17 protein-coding genes are annotated in these 20,439 nt (G+C 60.7%); all 17 read right to left on the bottom strand.

Going from position 1 to position 20,439, the window contains the following annotated elements:
- Window positions 1–437 precede the first annotated feature (437 nt).
- The 17 genes from nuoN to IFT99_RS20000 all read right to left on the bottom strand — a co-directional run bounded on the left by nuoN (window position 438) and on the right by IFT99_RS20000 (window position 20,362).
- Window positions 438–1,895 carry an NADH-quinone oxidoreductase subunit NuoN gene (nuoN, locus tag IFT99_RS20080; protein ID WP_074892029.1) on the bottom strand — a complete coding sequence of 486 codons (1,458 nt, stop codon included), beginning with the start codon at window positions 1,893–1,895 and terminating at the stop codon, window positions 438–440.
- Between the two features lie 7 nt (window positions 1,896–1,902).
- A complete protein-coding gene (gene nuoM / locus IFT99_RS20075) occupies window positions 1,903–3,435 on the bottom strand; it encodes an NADH-quinone oxidoreductase subunit M (RefSeq protein ID WP_065989114.1) in 1,533 nt (510 codons plus the stop codon).
- A 52-nt stretch (window positions 3,436–3,487) separates the two neighbouring features.
- Window positions 3,488–5,335 (bottom strand): NADH-quinone oxidoreductase subunit L, encoded by a 1,848-nt coding sequence (gene nuoL / locus IFT99_RS20070; RefSeq protein WP_108122801.1) that lies wholly within the window; start codon window positions 5,333–5,335, stop codon window positions 3,488–3,490.
- Window positions 5,332–5,643, bottom strand: coding sequence for an NADH-quinone oxidoreductase subunit NuoK (gene nuoK, locus IFT99_RS20065; protein ID WP_065989117.1), 312 nt, complete (start codon window positions 5,641–5,643; stop codon window positions 5,332–5,334). The genes nuoL and nuoK overlap by 4 nt, the downstream gene beginning before the upstream one ends.
- A gap of 4 nt (window positions 5,644–5,647) precedes the next feature.
- A complete protein-coding gene (gene nuoJ / locus IFT99_RS20060; RefSeq protein ID WP_037008804.1) occupies window positions 5,648–6,148 on the bottom strand; it encodes an NADH-quinone oxidoreductase subunit J in 501 nt (166 codons plus the stop codon).
- 9 nt (window positions 6,149–6,157) lie between these two features.
- Window positions 6,158–6,706, bottom strand: a complete 549-nt coding sequence (nuoI, locus tag IFT99_RS20055) for an NADH-quinone oxidoreductase subunit NuoI (RefSeq protein ID WP_065989118.1) — start codon at window positions 6,704–6,706, stop codon at window positions 6,158–6,160.
- An 11-nt stretch (window positions 6,707–6,717) separates the two neighbouring features.
- Complete coding sequence (gene nuoH, locus IFT99_RS20050) at window positions 6,718–7,707, bottom strand: NADH-quinone oxidoreductase subunit NuoH (protein WP_037008811.1); 990 nt, start codon at window positions 7,705–7,707, stop codon at window positions 6,718–6,720.
- Window positions 7,704–10,415, bottom strand: coding sequence for an NADH-quinone oxidoreductase subunit NuoG (nuoG, locus tag IFT99_RS20045; RefSeq protein ID WP_192134590.1), 2,712 nt, complete (start codon window positions 10,413–10,415; stop codon window positions 7,704–7,706). The genes nuoH and nuoG overlap by 4 nt, the downstream gene beginning before the upstream one ends.
- Window positions 10,416–10,549: 134 nt before the next feature.
- Window positions 10,550–11,908, bottom strand: a complete 1,359-nt coding sequence (gene nuoF / locus IFT99_RS20040; RefSeq protein WP_065989122.1) for an NADH-quinone oxidoreductase subunit NuoF — start codon at window positions 11,906–11,908, stop codon at window positions 10,550–10,552.
- Complete coding sequence (nuoE, locus tag IFT99_RS20035; protein ID WP_065989124.1) at window positions 11,905–12,402, bottom strand: NADH-quinone oxidoreductase subunit NuoE; 498 nt, start codon at window positions 12,400–12,402, stop codon at window positions 11,905–11,907. Before nuoE ends, nuoF begins: the two co-directional genes overlap by 4 nt.
- A gap of 2 nt (window positions 12,403–12,404) precedes the next feature.
- Window positions 12,405–14,186: an NADH-quinone oxidoreductase subunit C/D gene (gene nuoC / locus IFT99_RS20030; protein ID WP_108122805.1), complete on the bottom strand. Its 1,782-nt coding sequence runs from the start codon at window positions 14,184–14,186 to the stop codon at window positions 12,405–12,407.
- Window positions 14,187–14,260: 74 nt separating this feature from the next.
- Window positions 14,261–14,935, bottom strand: a complete 675-nt coding sequence (locus tag IFT99_RS20025) for a NuoB/complex I 20 kDa subunit family protein (RefSeq protein WP_065989126.1) — start codon at window positions 14,933–14,935, stop codon at window positions 14,261–14,263.
- Window positions 14,936–14,945: 10 nt separating this feature from the next.
- Window positions 14,946–15,359: an NADH-quinone oxidoreductase subunit A gene (locus IFT99_RS20020; RefSeq protein ID WP_037008823.1), complete on the bottom strand. Its 414-nt coding sequence runs from the start codon at window positions 15,357–15,359 to the stop codon at window positions 14,946–14,948.
- A 515-nt stretch (window positions 15,360–15,874) separates the two neighbouring features.
- Window positions 15,875–17,200: an isocitrate lyase gene (gene aceA / locus IFT99_RS20015; RefSeq protein ID WP_065989127.1), complete on the bottom strand. Its 1,326-nt coding sequence runs from the start codon at window positions 17,198–17,200 to the stop codon at window positions 15,875–15,877.
- A 626-nt stretch (window positions 17,201–17,826) separates the two neighbouring features.
- The gene (locus tag IFT99_RS20010; protein WP_065989135.1) at window positions 17,827–18,615 is read right to left on the bottom strand and encodes a secretin N-terminal domain-containing protein; all 789 of its coding nucleotides are present in this window, start codon (window positions 18,613–18,615) and stop codon (window positions 17,827–17,829) included.
- Between the two features lie 162 nt (window positions 18,616–18,777).
- Window positions 18,778–19,203 carry a GNAT family N-acetyltransferase gene (locus IFT99_RS20005; protein ID WP_065989671.1) on the bottom strand — a complete coding sequence of 142 codons (426 nt, stop codon included), beginning with the start codon at window positions 19,201–19,203 and terminating at the stop codon, window positions 18,778–18,780.
- Window positions 19,196–20,362, bottom strand: a complete 1,167-nt coding sequence (locus IFT99_RS20000) for a ribosomal protein uL16 3-hydroxylase (RefSeq protein WP_192134588.1) — start codon at window positions 20,360–20,362, stop codon at window positions 19,196–19,198. Before IFT99_RS20000 ends, IFT99_RS20005 begins: the two co-directional genes overlap by 8 nt.
- Window positions 20,363–20,439: the final 77 nt, after the last annotated feature.

The raw sequence follows: 20,439 nt of genomic DNA, 5'->3' as shown, positions 1-20,439 counted from the left end.
GGCTAAAGCCAGTCCTACAGGTATTCGCGCACGGTCAGTAGGACCGGCTTTAGCCGGGAAGCTGTTGATCTTGATCTTCATACAAAGCCAGTCCAGACGACATCCATCGCGACTTGGGTGCAGGCCGAACGCAGACGACGCGGAGCGGGCCGAGCGGCATGGATGCCGCGAGAGCGCCGTTAGGACATGGATGTCCGTTCGGCGCGGGCCCACGGAGCGTCGTCGAAGTGAGGGAACCCTGACGAAGGAAGGGCCTAACCGAGAGCAAGCACCCTTGGTTACTTGGGGTGCTTTTCCAAGTAACTCGCCGAAGGCGAAACCGAGGCCGTTAGGCCGTTAGGCCGACGCTCTTGATCCTCGGCTCTTCCAAAGTACTAAAGCCAAAGCCATAAAAAAACCCTGCTCTAGAGCAGGGTTTTTTTTGCATCACTCACTCATCACAAACCCGCATGGCCCACCAGGGTCAGTAGCGGTTGCGGGTACACGCCCAGGAAGAACGCCAGCAGCGTGATCCCCAACAGCATCACGCCACCTGCACGCTGCGCCCAGTTGAACGGGGCGTCGTGGCGCTGGATCTTCGAGTCTTGCAGATACAACGTCACCATCACACGCAGGTAATAGAAGACACCAATGGCGCTGCCCACGACCAGCGAACCGGTCAGCCACCACAGGTGTGCTTCGACGCCCGTCGCGATGATGTAGAACTTGCCGATGAAGCCAGTCGTCAGCGGGATACCGGCCAGGGACAGCATCATCACGGTCAGCACCGCCGTCAGGTACGGACGACGCCAGAACAGGCCGCGGTATTCGAACATCGCATCGGCATCGCGGCCGCTGTACGGTGACGACATCAACGTGACCACGCCGAACGCGCCCAGGCTGGTCAGCACGTACGTCACCAGATAAACGTTGATCGCCTCGACGGCCATGCCTTTGCTCGCCACCATCGCGATCATCAGGTAACCGAAGTGCGCAATCGACGAATAGCCCAGCAGACGCTTGAGGTTGTTCTGCGTCAGGGCCAGCAGGTTACCGACCAGGATCGACGCCACGGCAATGACCGACATCACGTCGGTCAGCACACCACTGGTGGCCGCCGGGGAGATCTGGAACAGGCGAACCAGCACACCGAACACCGCGACCTTACTGGCCGTGGCAAGGAAAGCCGCCACCGGGGCAGGGGCGCCTTCGTACACGTCCGGTGTCCACAAGTGGAACGGCACCAGCGACAGCTTGAAGCCCAGACCCACCAGCATCATGCCCAGACCCAGGCTGGCGATCGGGCTTGGCATACCGGTGGCCGCGATAGCCTTGCCGATCTCGCTGAAACCCAGGCTGCCGGATTCGGCATACAGCAGCGCCATACCGAACAGCAAGAAAGCCGAACCGGCGGCTGACAGCACCATGTACTTGATGCCGCCTTCCAGCGAACGCTTGTTGAAGAAGGCGTAAGCCACTAGACCGTAGACCGGCACCGACAGCAGTTCCAGACCGATGAACAGGCTTGCCAAGTGTTGTGCAGCGACCAGTACCAAGCCACCGGCCGCAGCCATCAGGATCAGCAGGTAAAGTTCTTCGCGGTTACCCGGATAGCCCGCCTTGCCTTCACCCAGGTAGGCGTGAGCCAGGGTGACGCAAGCCAGCGTGGACACCAGGATGATGCCCATGTAGAGGCAGGCGAAGCTGTCGATTTGCAGCAATGGCGTGACCACCAGCGGCGCAACTTTCAGCGCCGGGTAGATGGACAGCAAAGCCAGGTTGAGTCCCGCTACCGTCAGCAGGAATGATTGCGAGTGATTGCGACGCCATGCGATGCCCAGCATCACCACCACAATGGTGATGCTGGTAATCAGCAGCGGCGCCAGCGCAATAAAGTGTTGAATCGTCAGGTCCATAGCGCTCTTACCGGGCCGAAGCGAGTTGAGTGAAGGCGGTGCCGAGCCATTGCTGCACGCCATGCATGGTCGCCGAGGAGGTGTCGAGGATCGGTTGCGGGTAGACGCCCAGCAGAATCAACAACACCGCCAGACCCAGCACCATGATCAATTCCCGACCGTCCATGCCTTTGTAGACCGCGTCGGATTTGGCCGGGCCGAAGTACGCACGGTGGATCATGATCAGCGAGTAGACAGAACCGAACACCAGGCCGGAGGTGGCGATGGCGGTGATCCATGGCGAGCTGACAAAGCTGCCAATCAGGATCAGGAATTCGCCAACGAAGTTACCGGTCCCTGGCAGGCCCAGCGAGGCGGCAGCGAAGAACAGGCTGATGGCCGGCAGGTACGCGATCTTGTTCCAGAGACCACCCATTTCGCGCATGTCGCGGGTGTGCAGGCGCTCGTACAGCTGGCCGCTGAGGATAAACAGCGCGGCAGCCGACAGACCGTGAGCGAGCATCTGAACGACGACACCTTGCAACGCCTGCTGGCTGCCGGAGTAGATGCCGATCAGCACGAAGCCCATGTGGGAAACGCTGGAAAACGCGATCAGGCGCTTGATGTCGGTCTGGGCGAAGGCCAGGAAGGCACCGTAGAAGATACCGATCAGGCCCAGCACCATCGCGATTGGTGCGAACTCGGCCGAAGCATTCGGGAACAGTGGCAGGGCAAAACGCAGCAGACCATACGCAGCGGTCTTCAGCAGGATGCCCGCCAGGTCCACGGAACCTGCGGTCGGCGCCTGGGCGTGAGCGTCAGGCAACCAGGAGTGCAGCGGCACGATCGGCAGCTTGACCGCGAAAGCGATGAAGAAGCCCAGCATCAGGATGTATTCGGTGCCGTGGGACAGCTTGGTTTTCAGCAGGTCCGCGTAACCGAAGGTGATCACGCCCGTCTGGTTGAAGTGCACCAGCACCAGACCCAGGATCGCCACCAACATGATCAGGCCGCTGGCCTGAGTGAAGATGAAGAACTTGGTCGCTGCGTAGATCCGGGTCTTCTTGCCGTCTGCCGAGCTGTGACCCCAGAGTGCGATGAGGAAGTACATCGGCACCAGCATCATTTCCCAGAAGAAGAAGAACATGAACAGGTCGATGGCGAGGAACACGCCAACGACGCCGCCCAGGATCCACATCAGGTTCAGGTGGAAGAAGCCGACGTTACGTTGAATCTCTTTCCACGAGCAGAGTACCGAGAGGATACCCAGCAGGCCGGTCAGCAGAATCATCAGCAGGGACAGGCCATCGAGCGCCAGGTGCACGCTGATGCCGAAGCGCTGGATCCACTGAAGCTTGAATTCAAGGGCCCAGGTCGGATCGGCGCCCGGAGCGGGAGCATAGGTAAACGTACCGGTGCTCCAGACCCACAGCCCAAGAATCGTCTCGAGAGACATGGTCAACAGCGCAATCCAGCGCGGCAGGGTAGGGCCGAAGCGCTCACCTTGCCAGCACAGCAGGCCGCCAATGAAGGGGATCAGGATTAGCCAAGGCAGAATCATGACGGGCTCAATTCCTTTTCGTAAGTCGCAAGGTTCATGTCAGATCGACTCATCAGACCAGCACAATCGCGCCGAGTACCAGTACGGCACCTGCGGCGATCGAAGCGGCGTACCAACGGAGCTGACCGGTTTCGGTGCGGGTCATCAAGCCGTTACCGGCTTTGACCAGACGCGGAATCAGGCCGATTGTGTGGTCGAGCGGGTCGGCACGCAGGAGGCGACTGATTGCCAGGTAAGGTTTGACGAACAGCACGTCGTATACCCAGTCGAAGCCCCAGGCCGCAAACCACCATGCCGACAGGAAACGACCCGGACCGCTGTTGGCGATGGCAGTGGCCAGACGACGCTTGCCGAGGAACAGCACCGCCGCCAGAAGAATACCGGCCAGAGCGATGGCGCCCGAGGCGATTTCCAGACTGTGCTTGGCTTCGCCGCCCGCATGGCCCGCGCTTTCCGGCAGCACGCCGGCCAGTGGCGGATGAATCCAGGCGCCGATGAACGTCGACAGTACGATCAACACACCCAGCGGTAACCAGTGGGAAATCCCGTGGCCGGCGTGGGCTTCGGTCTTCGCTTCGCCGTGGAAGGCGATGAAGATCAGGCGGAAAGTGTAAAGCGAGGTCATGAACGCACCGACCAGACCTGCATACAGCAGGTACTGATGGCCGCTGGCGAAGGCTTCCCAGAGGATTTCGTCCTTGGAGTAGAAGCCCGCGGTGACCAGCGGCAAGGCCGACAGCGCAGCGCCGCCGACGATGAAGCTGGCGTAGGCCAGTGGCAGTTTCTTCCACAGGCCGCCCATCTTGAAGATGTTCTGCTCGTGGTGGCACGCAACGATCACCGCACCGGACGCGAGGAACAGCAGCGCCTTGAAGAAGGCGTGGGTCATCAGGTGGAAAATCGCGCCGTCCCAGGCGCCCACGCCCAACGCCAGGAACATGTAGCCAATCTGGCTCATGGTCGAGTAGGCGAGGATACGTTTGATGTCGGTCTGCACCAGTGCGGCGAAACCCGCCAGTACCAGGGTCACGCCGCCGACAATCCCGACCAGATGCAGGATGTCCGGAGCGAGGATGAACAGGCCGTGGGTCCGTGCGATCAGGTAAACGCCTGCGGTTACCATGGTCGCGGCGTGGATCAGTGCCGACACCGGGGTAGGACCGGCCATTGCGTCTGCTAGCCAGGTTTGCAGCGGCAGTTGCGCGGATTTACCGACCGCACCGCCCAGCAGCATCAGCGTGGCCAGCACGATCCAGAAATCACCGACCTTGAAGTGCTGTGGCGCACGAACCAGCAATTCCTGAATGTTCAGCGTGCCCAGTTGTTGGAACAGAATGAACAGGCCGATGGCCATGAACACGTCGCCGATGCGGGTCACGATGAAGGCTTTTAGTGCGGCGTTGCCGTTGTTGCGGTTGCTGTAATAGAAACCGATCAACAGGTACGAGCACAGGCCCACGCCTTCCCAACCGAAGTAGATGAACAGCAGGTTGTCGCCCAAGATCAGGAACAACATGCTGGCAATGAACAGGTTGGTGTAGGCGAAGAAGCGCGAGTAGCCGTCTTCACCGCGCATGTACCACGAGGCGAACAGGTGAATGAGGAAGCCGACGCCGACCACCACACCGAGCATGGTGATGGACAGGCCATCGACATACAGGGCGAAGTTGGGCTCGAAGCCGTCCACCGACATCCAGCGCCACAGCACCATGGTCAGATGACCGCCTTCCGGTGGTGAGACGTTGAATTGCCAGATCACGTACGCGGCAACGATGGCTGACAGGCCAATGGAACCTACGCCGATCAGGGCTGAAAGGTTTTCCGACCATTTGCCGCGCGAGAACGACAGCAGCAGGAAACCGATCAGGGGGAATACGAAAGTCAGAAAGAGTAGGTTCATCCGCGCATCTCGCTGGCAGCGTCGATATCGAGCGTGTGGAAGCGGCGATACAGTTGCAGCAGGATCGCCAGGCCAATACTGGCCTCGGCTGCGGCAAGGCTGATCACCAGAATGAACATGATCTGGCCGTCAGGCTGTGCCCAGCGGCTGCCCGCGACCACAAAGGCCAGCGCGGCTGCGTTCATCATGATTTCCAGGCTCATTAACACGAACAGAATGTTGCGGCGTACCAACAGGCCCGCCAGGCCGAGGCAGAACAGGATGCCGGCGACCGCCAGACCATGTTCCAGAGGGATTGCTGAGTTCATGGCTTTACTCCTTCGCCTCGTTACGGCCGACATGGAACGCCGTCACGGCTGCCGCAAGCAGCAGCATCGAGGCGAGTTCGACAACCAGCAGGTAAGGGCCAAACAGGCTGATGCCGACGGCTTTGGCGTCCACCGTGGTGTGACCGATGGAGGCGCCGGTGGAGTTGGCAAACAGCACGTAGATCAACTCCGCCAACAGCAGGCCGCCCAGCAGAATCGGGCCGAGCCAGATGCCGGGTTTGAGCCAGGCGCGTTCTTGTTGAACCGAGGCCGGGCCCAGGTTCAGCATCATCACCACGAAGACGAACAGCACCATGATGGCGCCAGCATAGGCGATGACTTCAAGGGCACCGGCGAACGGCGCGCCGAGGCTGAAGAAGGTCATGGCCACGGCGATCAGCGAAATGATCAGGTAGAGCAGGGCGTGCACCGGGTTCGTGTTGGTGATCACCCGGAGGGTGGCCACCACAGCGATGCCGGATGCGAAATAGAAAGCGAATTCCATCTTTCTTCCTTAAGGCAGCAAGCTCTTGACGTTGATGGGCTGGGCTTCGTTCTGTGCATCGCCTTTCGGCTTGCCGGCGATGGCCATCCCCGCAACGCGGTAGAAGTTGTAATCAGGGTTCTTGCCGGGGCCGGAGATCAGCAGATCTTCCTTCTCGTACACCAGATCCTGACGTTTGAACTCGGCCATCTCGAAATCCGGTGTCAGCTGGATCGCGGTGGTCGGGCAAGCTTCCTCACACATGCCGCAGAAGATGCAACGCGAGAAATTGATGCGGAAGAACTCCGGGTACCAACGACCGTCGTCGCTCTCGGCCTTCTGCAGCGAGATGCAACCCACCGGGCATGCTACGGCGCACAGGTTGCAGGCCACGCAGCGCTCTTCGCCGTCGGGGTCGCGGGTCAGGACGATGCGGCCACGGTAACGTGGCGGCAGATAGACCTGCTCTTCCGGATATTGCAGGGTGTCACGCTTACGGAAGCCATGGCCGAAGACCATGATCAGGCTGCGCAGCTGGGTACCCGTACCCTTAACGATGTCGCCAATATATTTGAACATGGGTCAAATCCTCACTGAGCCGCCAGGACGACCGCAGCGGTCACCAGCAAATTGATCAGGGTCAGTGGCAAGCAGAACTTCCAGCTGAAATCCATCACCTGGTCATACCGCGGACGAGGGATCGAAGCACGCAACAGGATGAACAGCATGATGAAGAACGCGGTTTTCAGGGCAAACCACATGAACGACAGTTGCGGCAGGATATCGAACGGGCCATGCCAGCCACCGAAGAACAGGGTCACCAGCAGCGCCGAGATCAGGATGATGCCGATGTACTCACCGACGAAGAACATGCCCCATTTCATGCCGGCGTATTCAATGTGGTAACCGTCGGCCAGTTCCTGTTCCGCTTCCGGCTGGTCGAACGGGTGACGGTGAGTCACGGCGACGCCAGCGATGAAGAAGGTACAGAAGCCGAAGAACTGCGGAATGATGAACCACAGGTGATCGGCCTGGTACTTGACGATGTCGCCCATGTTGAACGAACCGACCTGCACCACGATGCCCATCAGCGACAGGCCGAGGAACACTTCGTACGACACAGTCTGTGCCGAGGCACGCAAGCTGCCGAGCAGGGCGTACTTGTTGTTCGATGACCAACCGGCGAACAGCACCGCATAGACCGACAGACCGGCCATGGCGAAGAAGAACAGCAGGCCGATGTTCAGGTCGGCGACGACCCAGGTCTGGGTCACCGGGATGACCGAGAACGCGATCAACAGCGCGCTCATGGCCACCACCGGCGCCAGGGTGAAGATCACCCGGTCGACGAAGGGCGGGTTCCAGTCCTCTTTAAAGAACATCTTCAGCATGTCGGCAGCAATCTGGAACATGCCGAACGGACCCACTCGGTTCGGCCCGTAACGGTCCTGCCACCAGCCCAGCAGACGGCGTTCGACGAAACTGAGCAGCGCGCCGCAGACCACCACGGCGAGCAGCACCACGATGGCCTTGACGACAGCGATGATCGAGTCGATCACTTCAGGGGTGAACCAGGTCATTGAGCGGCCTCCTGCACAGCATCAACGGTTTTGCCGAACAGCGCCGGAGGAATACCGGCCAGACCGGACGGCAGCGCCACCAGGCCTGCGCCCAGTTCTTCGCTGATGCGCAGCGGCAGACTCAGGGTCTGGCCGGCAATGCTCAGGCTGAGCAAGGCACCTTCGTTGACACCCAGACGGTCCGCTTCGGACTTGGCCAAGGCTACATACGGTTGAGGAATGCGCTCTTGAACCGGTGCGGCTTTTGAAGAGGTCTCTTCGCTGCCGAAAAGGTGGTAGAACGGCACGACCTGCCAAGTCCCTTGTGCCGGGGAGAAGGCACGCGGCACGTTGGCGAACCAGCCCAGCTTGTCGCCGCTGCTTTCGATCAGGCGTACGCCCGGATCGCCAGCACGCAGGTGACCACCGACCTCATCCTGGAACTTGTTCCAGGCCTGCGGCGAGTTCCAGCCCGGCGACCAGGCAAACGGCACCTGGGAACGCGGTTCGGCAGAGCCCGAATAACCTTCCATCGAGAAGGCGAACGCGGTGTCGATGTCCTGCGGCATACGGGGTTCGTGCACGCTGATGTTGGCGCGCATGGCGGTCCGGCCGCTGTAACGCAGCGGCTCGCGAGCCAGTTTCAGGCCCTTGATGCGGAACGCGGCAGACGGCGCGGCACCGACGATGCCCGCCAGTTGCGGATTGCTCGCGGCGCAGGCAGCGGTGACGTGGTCGAGCTGGGTCCAGTCAACCGGCTGATTCAACAGGGTGGCGCGCAGGGCATGCAGCCAGCGCCAGCCTTCGTGAACCAGAATGCTCGCGTCCAGATACGTCGGATCAAAGACCTGGAAGAAGCGCTGGGCGCGGCCTTCCTGGCTGACCAGCGTACCGTCGCCTTCGGCGAAGCTTGCCGCCGGCAGTACCAGGTGCGCGCGGTCGGTGGTCGCGGTCTTCTGATGATCGGCAACGATCACCACTTTGGCGGCCTTCAGTGCAGCCTCGACCGTCGCAGCGTCAACGCGGGTGAACAGATCGTTTTCCAGCACGACGATGGCGTCGGCCTGGCCCGAAATCACGGCCTGCAGCGCAGCGTCGACCGAGTCGCCACCGAACAGGGTCAAGCCCATGCTGTTGGCTTCCGGCACGATCAGGCTCAGCGAACCCTGCTTGTCGCGCAGCTTCAAGGCCTTGGCGATGTTCGCCGCCGCTTCGATCAGCGCGTTCGAGCCCAGCGAGGCGCCGGACACGATCAGTGGGCGCTTGGCTTCAAGCAACGCAGCAGCAATGCGCTCGGCCAGTTCCAGCGCTTCGCTGTCCAGACCGACAACGGCCGGGGCACTCGGGTCGATGGCGTGGGCCACGGCGAAACCGATGCGGGCCAGATCATCGGGCGCCGCGTGCACGCACTCTTCGGCGATGTCGTCGAGGCGGGTGTCGGTCAGGCTGGCGATGAACAGCGGGTTCAGCTCGTGCTGACCGATGTTTTTGACCGCAGCGTCCAGCCACGGTTGGACTTTCATCGCAGCGGCCATGTCTTCGGCTTTGTTCTTCACCGACTGACGCAGCCCGAGGGCCATGCGCGCAGCGGTCTGGGTGACGTCTTCACCGAGAATGAACACGGCGTCGTGCTCTTCGACTTCACGCAGCGTCGGGATCGGCAGCGGGCTGTCTTTCAGCACCTGAGCGATCAGGCGCAGACGCTCCAGCTCACCGGCTTCGATGCCCGAGTAGAAGTGCTCGGCACCGACCAGCTCGCGCAGGGCGAAGTTGCTTTCCAGGCTGGCGCGCGGCGAACCGATGCCGACGATGTTGCGCCCGCGCAGCAGGTCAGCGGCCTTGTCCAGCGCAGCGTCCAGGCCCAGCTTGATGCCTTCAGCCAGCGGCTGGCGTGGACGGTCCGTGCGGTTGACGTAGCCATAACCGAAACGGCCGCGGTCGCAGAGGAAATACTGGTTCACCGAACCGTTGTAGCGGTTCTCGATACGGCGGATTTCACCATAACGTTCGCCCGGGCTGATATTGCAGCCGCTTGAGCAGCCGTGGCAGATGCTCGGCGAGAACTGCATGTCCCATTTCCGGTTGTAGCGCTCGGAGTGGGTCTTGTCGGTGAACACACCGGTCGGGCAGACCTCGGTCAGGTTGCCTGAGAACTCGCTTTCCAGGGTGCCGTCTTCAACGCGACCGAAGTACACGTTGTCATGGGCGCCGAACACGCCGAGGTCAGTACCGCCGGCGTAGTCCTTATAGAAGCGCACGCAGCGATAGCAGGCGATGCAGCGGTTCATCTCGTGTGCGATGAACGGCCCCAGTTCCTGATTCTGGTGGGTCCGTTTGGTGAAGCGATAGCGGCGCTCGTTGTGGCCGGTCATCACCGTCATGTCCTGCAAATGACAGTGACCGCCTTCCTCGCAGACCGGGCAGTCGTGCGGGTGGTTTGTCATCAGCCATTCGACGACGCTGGCGCGAAACGCCTTGGATTCGTCGTCTTCGATGGAGATCCAGGTGTTGTCAGTGGCGGGCGTCATGCAGGACATGACGATACGACCACGGGTGTCGTTCTCGTCGGTGTACTGCTTGACCGCGCACTGGCGACAGGCGCCAACACTGCCAAGTGCCGGATGCCAGCAGAAATAAGGGATGTCGAGGCCCAGCGACAGACACGCCTGTAACAGGTTGTCTGCGCCATCGACTTCGAGCGCTTTGCCGTCTACGTGGATAGTGGCCATGGTTCAAAGTTCTTCGTTGGCCCGGTGTCAGCGGGCGTGGCTAATGGAATCTCGGTGCCATCCGACTCAAACAGCCTCGCGGCGTCGTCGGATGCAGGGAAGGCGACCTTGTGAGCCGCCAACCGTTTATCGTGTTATGCGCCGACCACGGTCGGACTGATGACCTGATTGAGGTCGCCCGCACGTGCCGGTGCGATGCCTGCCTCGAATTCCGGCCGGAAATACTTGATCGCGCTGCCCAGAGGTTCCACGGCGCCCGGTGCGTGGGCGCAGAAGGTTTTGCCTGGGCCGAGGAAGTTGACCAACCCCAGCAGCGTCTCGATATCGCCCGGTTGACCCTGGCCATTCTCGAGGGCGCGCAGCATTTTCACGCTCCACGGCAAGCCATCGCGGCACGGCGTGCAGAAACCGCACGACTCCTGGGCGAAGAACTCTTCCATGTTGCGCAGCAGCGAAACCATGTTGACCTTGTCGTCCACCGCCATCGCCAGACCGGTACCCATCCGGGTGCCGACCTTTGCCACGCCGCCGGCGTAGAACTGGCAATCGAGGTGTTCCGGCAACAGGAAACCGGTACCGGCGCCGCCGGGCTGCCAGCACTTGAGCTTGAAGCCGTCGCGCATGCCACCGGCGTAGTCTTCGAACAGCTCGCGAGCGGGGAGGCCGAACGGCAGTTCCCACAGGCCAGGGTTCTTCACCTTGCCGGAGAAGCCCATCAGCTTGGTGCCGTGGTCTTCGCTGCCTTCGCGGGCGAGGGACTTGTACCAGTCGTTACCGTTGTTAACGATGGCCGGGACGTTGCACAGGGTTTCGACGTTGTTCACGCAGGTCGGCTTGCCCCATACGCCCACCGCAGCGGGGAAGGGCGGCTTGGAGCGCGGATTGGCGCGACGGCCTTCGAGGGAGTTGATCAGCGCGGTTTCTTCACCGCAGATGTAACGCCCTGCACCGGTGTGCACGATCAGCTCGAAATCAAACCCGCTGCCGAGGATGTTCTTGCCCAGCAGGCCGGCGGCTTCGGCTTCTTTCACCGCGCGGCGCAGGTGCACCGCCGCAGTGGTGTATTCGCCGCGCAGGAAGATGTAACCGCGGTAGGCCTTCAGCGCGCGCGCACTGATCAGCATGCCCTCGATCAGCAGATGGGGCTGTTGCTCCATCAGCATGCGGTCTTTCCAGGTGTTCGGCTCCATCTCATCGGCGTTACACAGCAGGTAACGGATGTTCATGGATTCGTCTTTGGGCATCAGCCCCCACTTCACGCCCGTGGGGAAGCCTGCACCGCCGCGACCCTTGAGGCCGGAGTCTTTGACGGCCTGGACGATTTCGTCAGGCGACAGCGTCGCAAACGCTTTGCGCGCCGCGGCGTAGCCGTCTTTCTTCTGGTATTCATCGAGCCATACCGGCTCGCCGTCATCGCGCAGACGCCAGGTCAGCGGATGGGTTTCCGGGGCGCGAGTGATGAGGTTGGCGGGGCCGAAGGAAGTGATGGTCATACGTAACCCTCCAGCAGCGGGGCGACGCCCGCGGGCTGCAGATTGCCGAAAGTATCGTCGTCGATCATGACCGCCGGCGCCTTGTCACAGTTGCCCAGGCAGCAGGCCGGCAACAGCGTGAAGCGGCCGTCGGCGGTGGTCTGACCCAGGCCGATGCCCAGCTTGCTCTGAATCTCGCTGACGATGTCTTCGTGACCGGCGATGAAACAGACCATGCTGTTGCAGACGCGAATAATGTGGCGGCCCACCGGCTGACGGAAGATCTGGCTATAGAATGTCGCCACGCCTTCAACGTCGCTGGCAGGGATGCCCAGCACTTCACCGATGGCGTAGATGGCGCCGTCCGGCACCCAGCCGCGTTCTTTCTGGACGATTTTCAGGGCTTCGATGGACGCCGCACGCGGGTCCTCGTAGTGATGCATTTCGTGCTCGATGGCCGAGCGCTCGGATTCGCTCAGGGCGAAACGGTCTGTCTGGATAAGCGTGCTGTTCATGCTTAGCGGTCCACGTCGGCCATAACGAAATCGATACTACCCAGGTACGCGATCAAGTCCGCGACCATGCTTCCTTTGATCACCGAAGGGATCTGCTGCAGGTGCGGGTAGCTTGGGGTGCGAATCCGGGTACGGTAGCTCATGGTGCCGCCGTCGCTCGTCAGGTAATAACTGTTGATGCCCTTGGTCGCCTCGATCATCTGGAAGGATTCGTTGGCCGGCATGACCGGGCCCCACGAAACCTGCAGGAAGTGCGTGATCAGGGTTTCAATGTGCTGCAGGGTGCGTTCTTTCGGCGGCGGCGTGGTCAGCGGGTGATCCGCCTTGTACGGCCCGGCCGGCATGTTGCGCATGCACTGCTCGATGATCTTCAGGCTCTGGCGCATCTCTTCGACACGCACGATGCAGCGATCGTAGGCGTCGCCATCGTGGGCCAGGGGCACTTCGAACTCGAAGTTCTCGTAACCCGAATACGGACGCGCCTTGCGCAGGTCGAAGTCCAGACCGGTCGCCCGCAGGCTAGGTCCGGTGACGCCCCATTCCAGCGCTTCCTTGGTGTTGTACGCGGCAACGCCGACGGTACGACCTTTGAGGATGCTGTTTTGCAGTGCCGCTTTGGTGTACTCGTCCAGACGCTTGGGCATCCAGTCGATGAAGTCCTTGACCAGTTTCTCCCAGCCGCGGGGCAGGTCGTGGGCAACGCCGCCGATACGGAACCAGGCCGGGTGCAGGCGGAAACCGGTGACGGCTTCGATCACGGTGTAGGCGCGCTGACGGTCAGTGAACGTGAAGAATACCGGGGTCATGGCGCCGACGTCCTGGATGTAGGTCCCCAGGAACAGCAGGTGGCTGGTGATGCGGAAGAACTCGGACATCATGATGCGGATGACGTTGACCCGATCCGGCACGGTGATGCCGGCCAGTTTCTCGACCGAGAGCACGTACGGCAGGTTGTTCATCACGCCGCCGAGGTAATCGATGCGGTCGGTGTACGGAATGTAGCTGTGCCAGGACTGGCGCTCGGCCATCTTCTCGGCGCCACGGTGGTGGTAACCGATGTCCGGCACGCAGTCGACGATCTCTTCGCCGTCCAGCTGCAGGATGATGCGGAATGCACCGTGGGCCGAAGGGTGGTTCGGGCCCAGGTTGAGGAACATGTAGTCCTCGTTGGTGCCGGAACGCTTCATGCCCCAGTCTTCCGGACGAAAGCGCGCGGCTTCCTCTTCCAGCTGCTGCTTGGCGAGGGTCAGGCTGTAGGGGTCGAATTCGGTGGCACGGGCCGGGAAATCCTTGCGCAGCGGGTGACCTTCCCAGGTCGGCGGCATCATGATGCGGGTCAGGTGCGGGTGGCCCGGGAAGTCGATCCCGAACATGTCCCACACTTCACGCTCGTACCAGTTGGCGTTTGGCCAGATGCCGGTCACGGTCGGCATGCTCAGGTCGCTTTCGGAAAGCGCAACCTTGATCATCACGTCACTGTTACGTTCTATCGACATCAGGTGATAGAACACGGTGAAGTCAGCATCCGGCAGGCCACGTCGCTTGGTCCGCAGGCGTTCGTCGACGCCGTGCAGGTCGTACAGCATCACGTACGGCTTGGGCATCTGACGCAGGAAGGTCAGGATCTCGATCAGCCGGGCGCGTTGCACCCACAGCACGGGCATGCCGGTGACAGTGGACTGGGCGCTGAAGGCTTCAGCGCCAAAACGGTTATGGAGTTCAACGACGACCTCTTGGTCGTCAGCCTTGTGAGGCGGGATGTACAGAGCGGTGTCTGCAGTCATAGGTCTCGATCGCTATCGGTCAACGTACAGAATGAACCCAGGTTCAGGCTTCTTTTTGTAAAAGAAAAACTGGATCAGACTTCGTCGGGGCTGCGCAGGTTGGTCACCGCAATACGCTGTTCGCGGCGCTGTTCCTTCTGCGACGGCATCTCGGCGCGATAAACGCCCTGGTCACCGACGACCCAGGAAAGAGGACGACGCTCCTGTCCAATGGATTCCTGCAACAGCATCAAGCCTTGCAGAAATGCCTCTGGGCGGGGCGGGCAGCCGGGCACGTAAACATCCACGGGGAGGAATTTATCCACGCCCTGAACCACGGAGTAGATGTCGTACATGCCACCGGAGTTGGCACAGGCGCCCATGGAGATCACCCACTTGGGCTCCAGCATCTGCTCGTAGAGGCGCTGGATGATCGGGGCCATCTTCAGAAACGGTGTACCGGCGATCACCATGAAATCCGCCTGACGCGGCGATGCCCGGATGACTTCAGCGCCGAAGCGCGCGATGTCGTGGGGGGCAGTGAAGGCGGTGGTCATTTCCACATAGCAGCACGACAGACCGAAGTTGTACGGCCAAAGGGAGTTCTTGCGACCCCAGTTGACGGCACCATTCAGCACGTCTTCGAGCTTGCCCATGTAAATGTTTTTGTGGACTTGATCTTCTAACGGATCGGAAACGACTTCGCGTTCGCCGATGGGGTACTGCTCGTTAGGAGCATCCGGGTCGATCCTGGTGAGATTATATTGCATTGCCAAAGCCTCATTGTTTTAGCTTCGCCTGCCGGTTACGACGACCAACGGGAGCCCAATCGAGCGCCCCTACCCGCCATAGGTAGACAAGACCTGCCAACAGAATTGCTATGAAAACGAGCGCTTCGGCGAAGCCGGTCCAGCCGCTTTCGCGGACGGACACAGACCAGGCGTAAAGAAAGAGGGCTTCAATGTCGAAAATCACGAACAGCATCGCGACCAGATAGAATTTTGCCGAGAGCCGCAGACGGGCGCCGCCGGTGGGCAGCATGCCGGATTCAAACGGTTCGTTTTTGCTGCGGCCCCAGGCTTTGGAACCCAGCAGGCTGGAAAGGCCGAGCATGAAGGCGCAGAGGCCGACGACACCAAGGAGAAACACGGCGAAGCCCCAATTGTGGGCAATCAATCCTGTCGAGTCGGGCATGCTGGCAGTCCTTAACAGAGAGCAAAGGTCTCTGGGCTTGAAAGAAGTAGAAGCAGTGACGATATGTCGCAGTGCGATCAATCCCGGGATTTTATGTGCAAAAGGAGGGCAAGTAAATTTTCTGCATCAAATTTATTCGCAGGATTAATGAGATAGGTCACGGTTTTCATGCTTAGCCCCAGCAGGGGCGGGCGTCGAAGGCGCTTTGGAGAAATATGTATCGTAGGGCAGGCCGGCAATTAGCCACGGCTTAAATGATAATAAATATCATTTGGAGAGGGTGATTATCATGTGTCACTGCGACGTGACGAAGTTCCCGTTAATTATCGCGGGGAAGTTATCCGGTTATTGATGGCCTGATTAATTAACTTTTATCGGCTGATGAGAGTTGTCTATCGTTAATAGTTGACTGTCAACGTAGGTTAATTCCGGGCAGTCAGCAGAAAGCCGCCCGAAGGCGGCTCCTGTATTCTGTGGCGGCGGCTTTCGCCGGGAAGAGGGCGGTTCGAAAAGCGTCAGTGGAACTGTTCTTCTTCCGTCGAGCCAGTCAATGCGGTCACCGAAGACTTGCCGCCCTGAATGACCGTGGTCATGTCATCAAAGTACCCGGTGCCCACTTCCTGCTGGTGCGCCACGAACGTGTAGCCCTTGGCGGCGTCGGCGAACTCCTGTTCTTGCAGCTTCACGTAGGCAGTCATGTCGTTGCGGGCGTAGTCATGGGCCAGGTTGAACATGCTGTGCCACATATTGTGGATGCCGGCCAGGGTGATGAACTGATGCTTGTAGCCCATTGCTGACAGCTCGCGCTGAAATTTCGCGATGGTCGCGTCGTCCAGGTTCTTCTTCCAGTTGAAGGAAGGCGAGCAGTTGTACGACAGCAGCTGATCCGGGTATTCCTTCTTGATCGCTTCGGCGAAGCGACGGGCCTCGTCCAGATCCGGCTTGGCGGTTTCACACCAGATGAGATCGGCATACGGCGCGTACGCCAGGCCGCGGGCAATGGCCTGGTCCAGGCCGGCACGTACTTTGTAGAAGCCTTCCGGCGTGCGGGTGCCGGTGACGAACGGCTGGTCGTACGGATCGCAGTCCGACGTCAGCAGGTCCGCCGCGTTGGCGTCGGTGCGCGCCAGAATGATGGTCGGCACGCCGGCAACGTCAGCCGCCAGACGTGCGGCCACCAGTTTCTGTACCGCCTCCTGGGTGGGGACCAGAACCTTGCCGCCCATGTGACCGCATTTTTTCACGGACGCCAGTTGGTCTTCGAAGTGCACGCCGGCAGCGCCTGCCTCGATCATGCTCTTCATCAGCTCGTAGGCATTGAGCACGCCGCCGAAACCGGCTTCGGCGTCGGCCACGATCGGCGCGAAATAATCGATATAGCCTTCGTCGCCCGGGTTCTTGCCGGCTTTCCACTGGATCTGGTCCGCGCGGCGAAACGAGTTATTGATGCGCTTGACCACGGTCGGCACCGAATCCACCGGGTACAGCGACTGATCGGGGTACATCGATTCGGCGGAGTTGTTGTCCGCCGCGACTTGCCAGCCAGACAGGTAGATCGCCTGGATACCGGCTTTGACTTGTTGCACGGCCTGACCGCCAGTGAGAGCGCCCATGCAGTTGACGAAATCCTTGTCGGGACGAAAGGACGGCTTGGCGCCCTGGGTCACCAGGTTCCACAGCTTTTCAGCGCCCAGCTTTGCAAACGTGTGTTCAGGCTGAACCGAGCCACGCAGGCGGACGACGTCAGCAGCGGAGTAGGTGCGGGTGACGCCTTTCCAGCGTGGATTCTCGGCCCAGTCTTTCTCGATGGCTGCAATGTGTTGTTCGCGTGTCAGTGCCATGGGGTAAACCTCGTTGCTTGATGTTGTGGGTCTTGAGGTGAAGTGCCTTGCTTCGCCGGCGCCGGTCTTTCTTCAAGGCGCGCGGATGGCTGCTCGCTGATTCGGGGAGCATTGTTTCGGTCAGATTTATTCGCCATCGAGATGATGAGGCGATGAAACAGCCTTGTGGGCGTAAATGACGCTAATCGGCGCGAACGTGTTGAGTTCGAGCGCGATCAGGGAGAGTTCTGCACGACCCCTGATCAGCGGGAGCGAGGCCATCATGCCTCGGCAATTTTGCCTCGTCAAACACTTTGTAGTGCTTTTCTGGCTGCACTACATCTTTCGTCTAATGGGACTTGTCGGTCAGTTTCAGGCGTGCGGGTGCTGGGAAGGGGAAGTCACCGTGGACACTGGGTGGTCACGGGTTTGCGGCGTTATGTAGTCCCGGATCGGGCACTACATAATTAGCGGTATAACCGAAGCGGCACAGATGGACACGGTCCGTGTGGGAGCGACAGGGATGGCGCTCCACCTTGCTCGCGAAGAGGCCAGTACATCCGCCGAATCTTCATTGGCTGAGATAGAGCCTTCGTGAGCAAGCTCACTCTCACAAGGTGTGTGCAGTAACTGGCGATCACATCATGTCAATCCAGGCTGTCGACCTTCACCCGCAGTTGCATGTCGTTGCTGCCCTGAGTCGAGTAGCGCCGAGCCACGCCGTGCTCATCGGCGCGGGACTGACCGCTGGCGCCGGCCAGCGTGATCCACTCGCCCAGCCGACCACTGACTTGCGTGTCGGTGCTCTGCACCTTGATCGCGTCAGCCTGTTGCTGGCTCATGCGGTCGTTGTTGGTGCTGATGCTCAGATGGACGATATCGCCGGTGACCGTCGCCGTGACATAGAAGCCCTGGGTCACGTTGCGGTATTGAGTATTGGTCTGCGGGTAGCCATAGCCATCGGACTGCACCGAGGTGATCGGTATGCTCTGGCCCATCTGGATCAGAGCCGGCGTCCCTTCGCTGGCCTGAACCTGCTGCACGCCGCCGTCGCGGCTCGCGGTGCCGTAATTCTGGATGCGCGTCCGGCCGTCGGCGCTGAGGCGTCCGTCCTGCGAACGCACGGTGCCGTTGACCGAGTAGCCCTGGTCGCTCTGCACCGTGCTGTCGCTGGTGTCGACGCTGATCATCAGACGCTTGGGCGCAGTGTCGAGCTGGCCGAGGAGGTCGCGCAGTTCGCTGATCTTGTCCGGCTCGGCGTTGACGATCAGTTTGTTGCCATAGGCATTGACGCTGCCTTCGTTGCCCAGGAACGACTTCACGGTGGGCAGCAAATCGTCGCTGGTGCGGTAATTCAGGGGGATGACTTCAGTGGCGGCCGCGGCCGTGAAGCTGCAAGCCAACAGCAGTGAAGCGAGCAGGGTGCGTAATGACATCGGTGTGGTCTCCGCGAGGGGCGCGTCTGAACGACGAGTTTGCCAGTTTGTCGGCCTGGGCAGCACCAAGTTGAATCGCAGACAGCAAAACGCCCCGGTGCTTTTGTTTCAGCTTAGGCAGCTGAAGCGCGAACGCCGGGGCGCAAATGTCGCCAGGTGCAGTCAGTGCGAGTTGCGCACCATGTCCACGTGGGGCAGGCCGGCTTCAAGAAACTCGTCGCTCACCACGGTAAAGCCAAAGCGCTCATACAGCGCCGTGGCATGAACCTGTGCGCTGAGCCGCGTCTGTTTCAGGTCGCGGCGCTCTGCTTCGGCGAGGATCGCGGTGATCAACGCCTCACCCACGTTCAGGCCGCGCCAGTCCTTGAGCACGGACAATCGGCCGAATTCACCATCGGGCAGCAAGCGCGCGGTGCCCACGGCGTAATCCCCTTCAAGCGCCAGAAAGTGCAGGGCGCCTGCATCTTCCGAGTCCCATTCCAGTTCGGGCGGAACCGACTGTTCAAACACGAACACGGCGTCACGAATTCGCCGAATGTCGGCGTTGTCTTTCTGCCAGTCGGCTACCCGTACGTGGATCTTATTCATCAGCAAACCCCAGACTTCCTTGTTTGACCAGCTCACAGAGCAGGTTACGTCCATCATCATCTGCCAGCCATTGGCCCAGATTGTCGATGTGCAGCGCATCGGCCGCGCAGATCATTTTCAGCAGTTCACGCAGATGGCCCGGCAACAGACGGCTCTGACCGCTGGCGAACAGCAGCAGGTCGTCGTCGACTTCCGACCACGCCAGTCGCGCGCTCGGGTTGCGGATCAGCACGGCGCCCTGTTCCAGGCTGTCGAGTAACTCGCTCTCGGCCAGTTCCGGGCCGACCACCAGTTCAGGATAGCGCGGTTCGGTCATGAACTGGCCGAACCAGGTCAACAGCAGGCGCTCGTCACCCATGTGCTCGGCGAGCAAGCCCTTCAGGCGGTCAAGGGCGTCGTGTTGAATCTGGTGCGGATCGCTGACCGGTTGCGCGTCGGCGTCGGTGTAACGCTCTTCTTCAGGCATGAACTGGCTGAGGAAGTCCGTGAAGTGGGTCAGCACTTCGGCGGCGCTTGGCGCGCGGAACCCGACCGAGTAGGTCAGGCACTCATCCACCGCGACGCCGCAGTGGGCGAGGCGCGGCGGCAGGTAGAGCATGTCGCCCGGTTCCAGCGTCCACTCGTCGGTACCCTGGAAGTCGGCAAGGATGCGCAGGTCGGCGTGCTCGAGTAGCTTGCTTTCGGAGTCGCACATCTGGCCGATCTGCCAGTGACGCTTACCATGGCCCTGCAGCAGGAACACGTCGTAGTTGTCGAAATGCGGACCCACGCTGCCGCCCGGCGCGGCGTAGCTGATCATCACGTCATCGATGCGCCAGCTCGGCAGGAAGCGGAAGTTTTCCAACAATTCGCTGACTTCGGGAACGAACTGATCAACCGCCTGGACCAGCAGGGTCCACTCGCGCTCTGGCAAGGTGCTGAAGTCGTCCTCGGCGAACGGGCCGCGACGCAGCTCCCACGGGCGCTCGCCTTTCTCGAGGACCAGGCGCGATTCAACTTCTTCTTCCAGTGCCAGGCCGGCCAATTCGTCAGCGTCGATCGGGCTCTGGAAATCCGGAATGGCCTGACGGATCAGCAAAGGTTTCTTCTGCCAGTAGTCACGCAGGAACTCGCGCGCTGTGATGCCACCTAGGAGCTGAAGAGGGATGTCAGGATTCATGTGTAACCTATTGAAAAAACGGATTTTTACGACGGGAATAAAAACGCCCGGCTCAGCCGGGCGTTCAGAGCGGGTGC

It is taken from the genome of Pseudomonas sp. CFBP 8772, assembly GCF_014841665.1.
Taxonomy (GTDB): domain Bacteria; phylum Pseudomonadota; class Gammaproteobacteria; order Pseudomonadales; family Pseudomonadaceae; genus Aquipseudomonas; species Aquipseudomonas graminis_B.
This window is presented reverse-complemented; position numbering and strand designations above follow the sequence as displayed.

Bases quoted from the DNA above. Each gene is read 5' to 3' on its own strand.
- IFT99_RS20005 (WP_065989671.1), bottom strand. From the start codon at position 19,203: ATGAATAAGATCCACGTACGGGTAGCCGACTGGCAGAAAGACAACGCC.
- nuoM (WP_065989114.1), bottom strand. From the start codon at position 3,435: ATGATTCTGCCTTGGCTAATCCTGATCCCCTTCATTGGCGGCCTGCTG.
- aceA (WP_065989127.1), bottom strand. From the start codon at position 17,200: ATGGCACTGACACGCGAACAACACATTGCAGCCATCGAGAAAGACTGG.
- IFT99_RS20020 (WP_037008823.1), bottom strand. From the start codon at position 15,359: ATGCCCGACTCGACAGGATTGATTGCCCACAATTGGGGCTTCGCCGTG.
- nuoN (WP_074892029.1), bottom strand. From the start codon at position 1,895: ATGGACCTGACGATTCAACACTTTATTGCGCTGGCGCCGCTGCTGATT.
- nuoC (WP_108122805.1), bottom strand. From the start codon at position 14,186: ATGACTGCAGACACCGCTCTGTACATCCCGCCTCACAAGGCTGACGAC.
- nuoJ (WP_037008804.1), bottom strand. From the start codon at position 6,148: ATGGAATTCGCTTTCTATTTCGCATCCGGCATCGCTGTGGTGGCCACC.
- nuoG (WP_192134590.1), bottom strand. From the start codon at position 10,415: ATGGCCACTATCCACGTAGACGGCAAAGCGCTCGAAGTCGATGGCGCA.
- nuoH (WP_037008811.1), bottom strand. From the start codon at position 7,707: ATGACCTGGTTCACCCCTGAAGTGATCGACTCGATCATCGCTGTCGTC.
- IFT99_RS20025 (WP_065989126.1), bottom strand. From the start codon at position 14,935: ATGCAATATAATCTCACCAGGATCGACCCGGATGCTCCTAACGAGCAG.
- IFT99_RS20010 (WP_065989135.1), bottom strand. From the start codon at position 18,615: ATGTCATTACGCACCCTGCTCGCTTCACTGCTGTTGGCTTGCAGCTTC.
- nuoK (WP_065989117.1), bottom strand. From the start codon at position 5,643: ATGAACTCAGCAATCCCTCTGGAACATGGTCTGGCGGTCGCCGGCATC.
- nuoF (WP_065989122.1), bottom strand. From the start codon at position 11,908: ATGACCATCACTTCCTTCGGCCCCGCCAACCTCATCACTCGCGCCCCG.
- nuoE (WP_065989124.1), bottom strand. From the start codon at position 12,402: ATGAACAGCACGCTTATCCAGACAGACCGTTTCGCCCTGAGCGAATCC.
- IFT99_RS20000 (WP_192134588.1), bottom strand. From the start codon at position 20,362: ATGAATCCTGACATCCCTCTTCAGCTCCTAGGTGGCATCACAGCGCGC.
- nuoI (WP_065989118.1), bottom strand. From the start codon at position 6,706: ATGTTCAAATATATTGGCGACATCGTTAAGGGTACGGGTACCCAGCTG.
- nuoL (WP_108122801.1), bottom strand. From the start codon at position 5,335: ATGAACCTACTCTTTCTGACTTTCGTATTCCCCCTGATCGGTTTCCTG.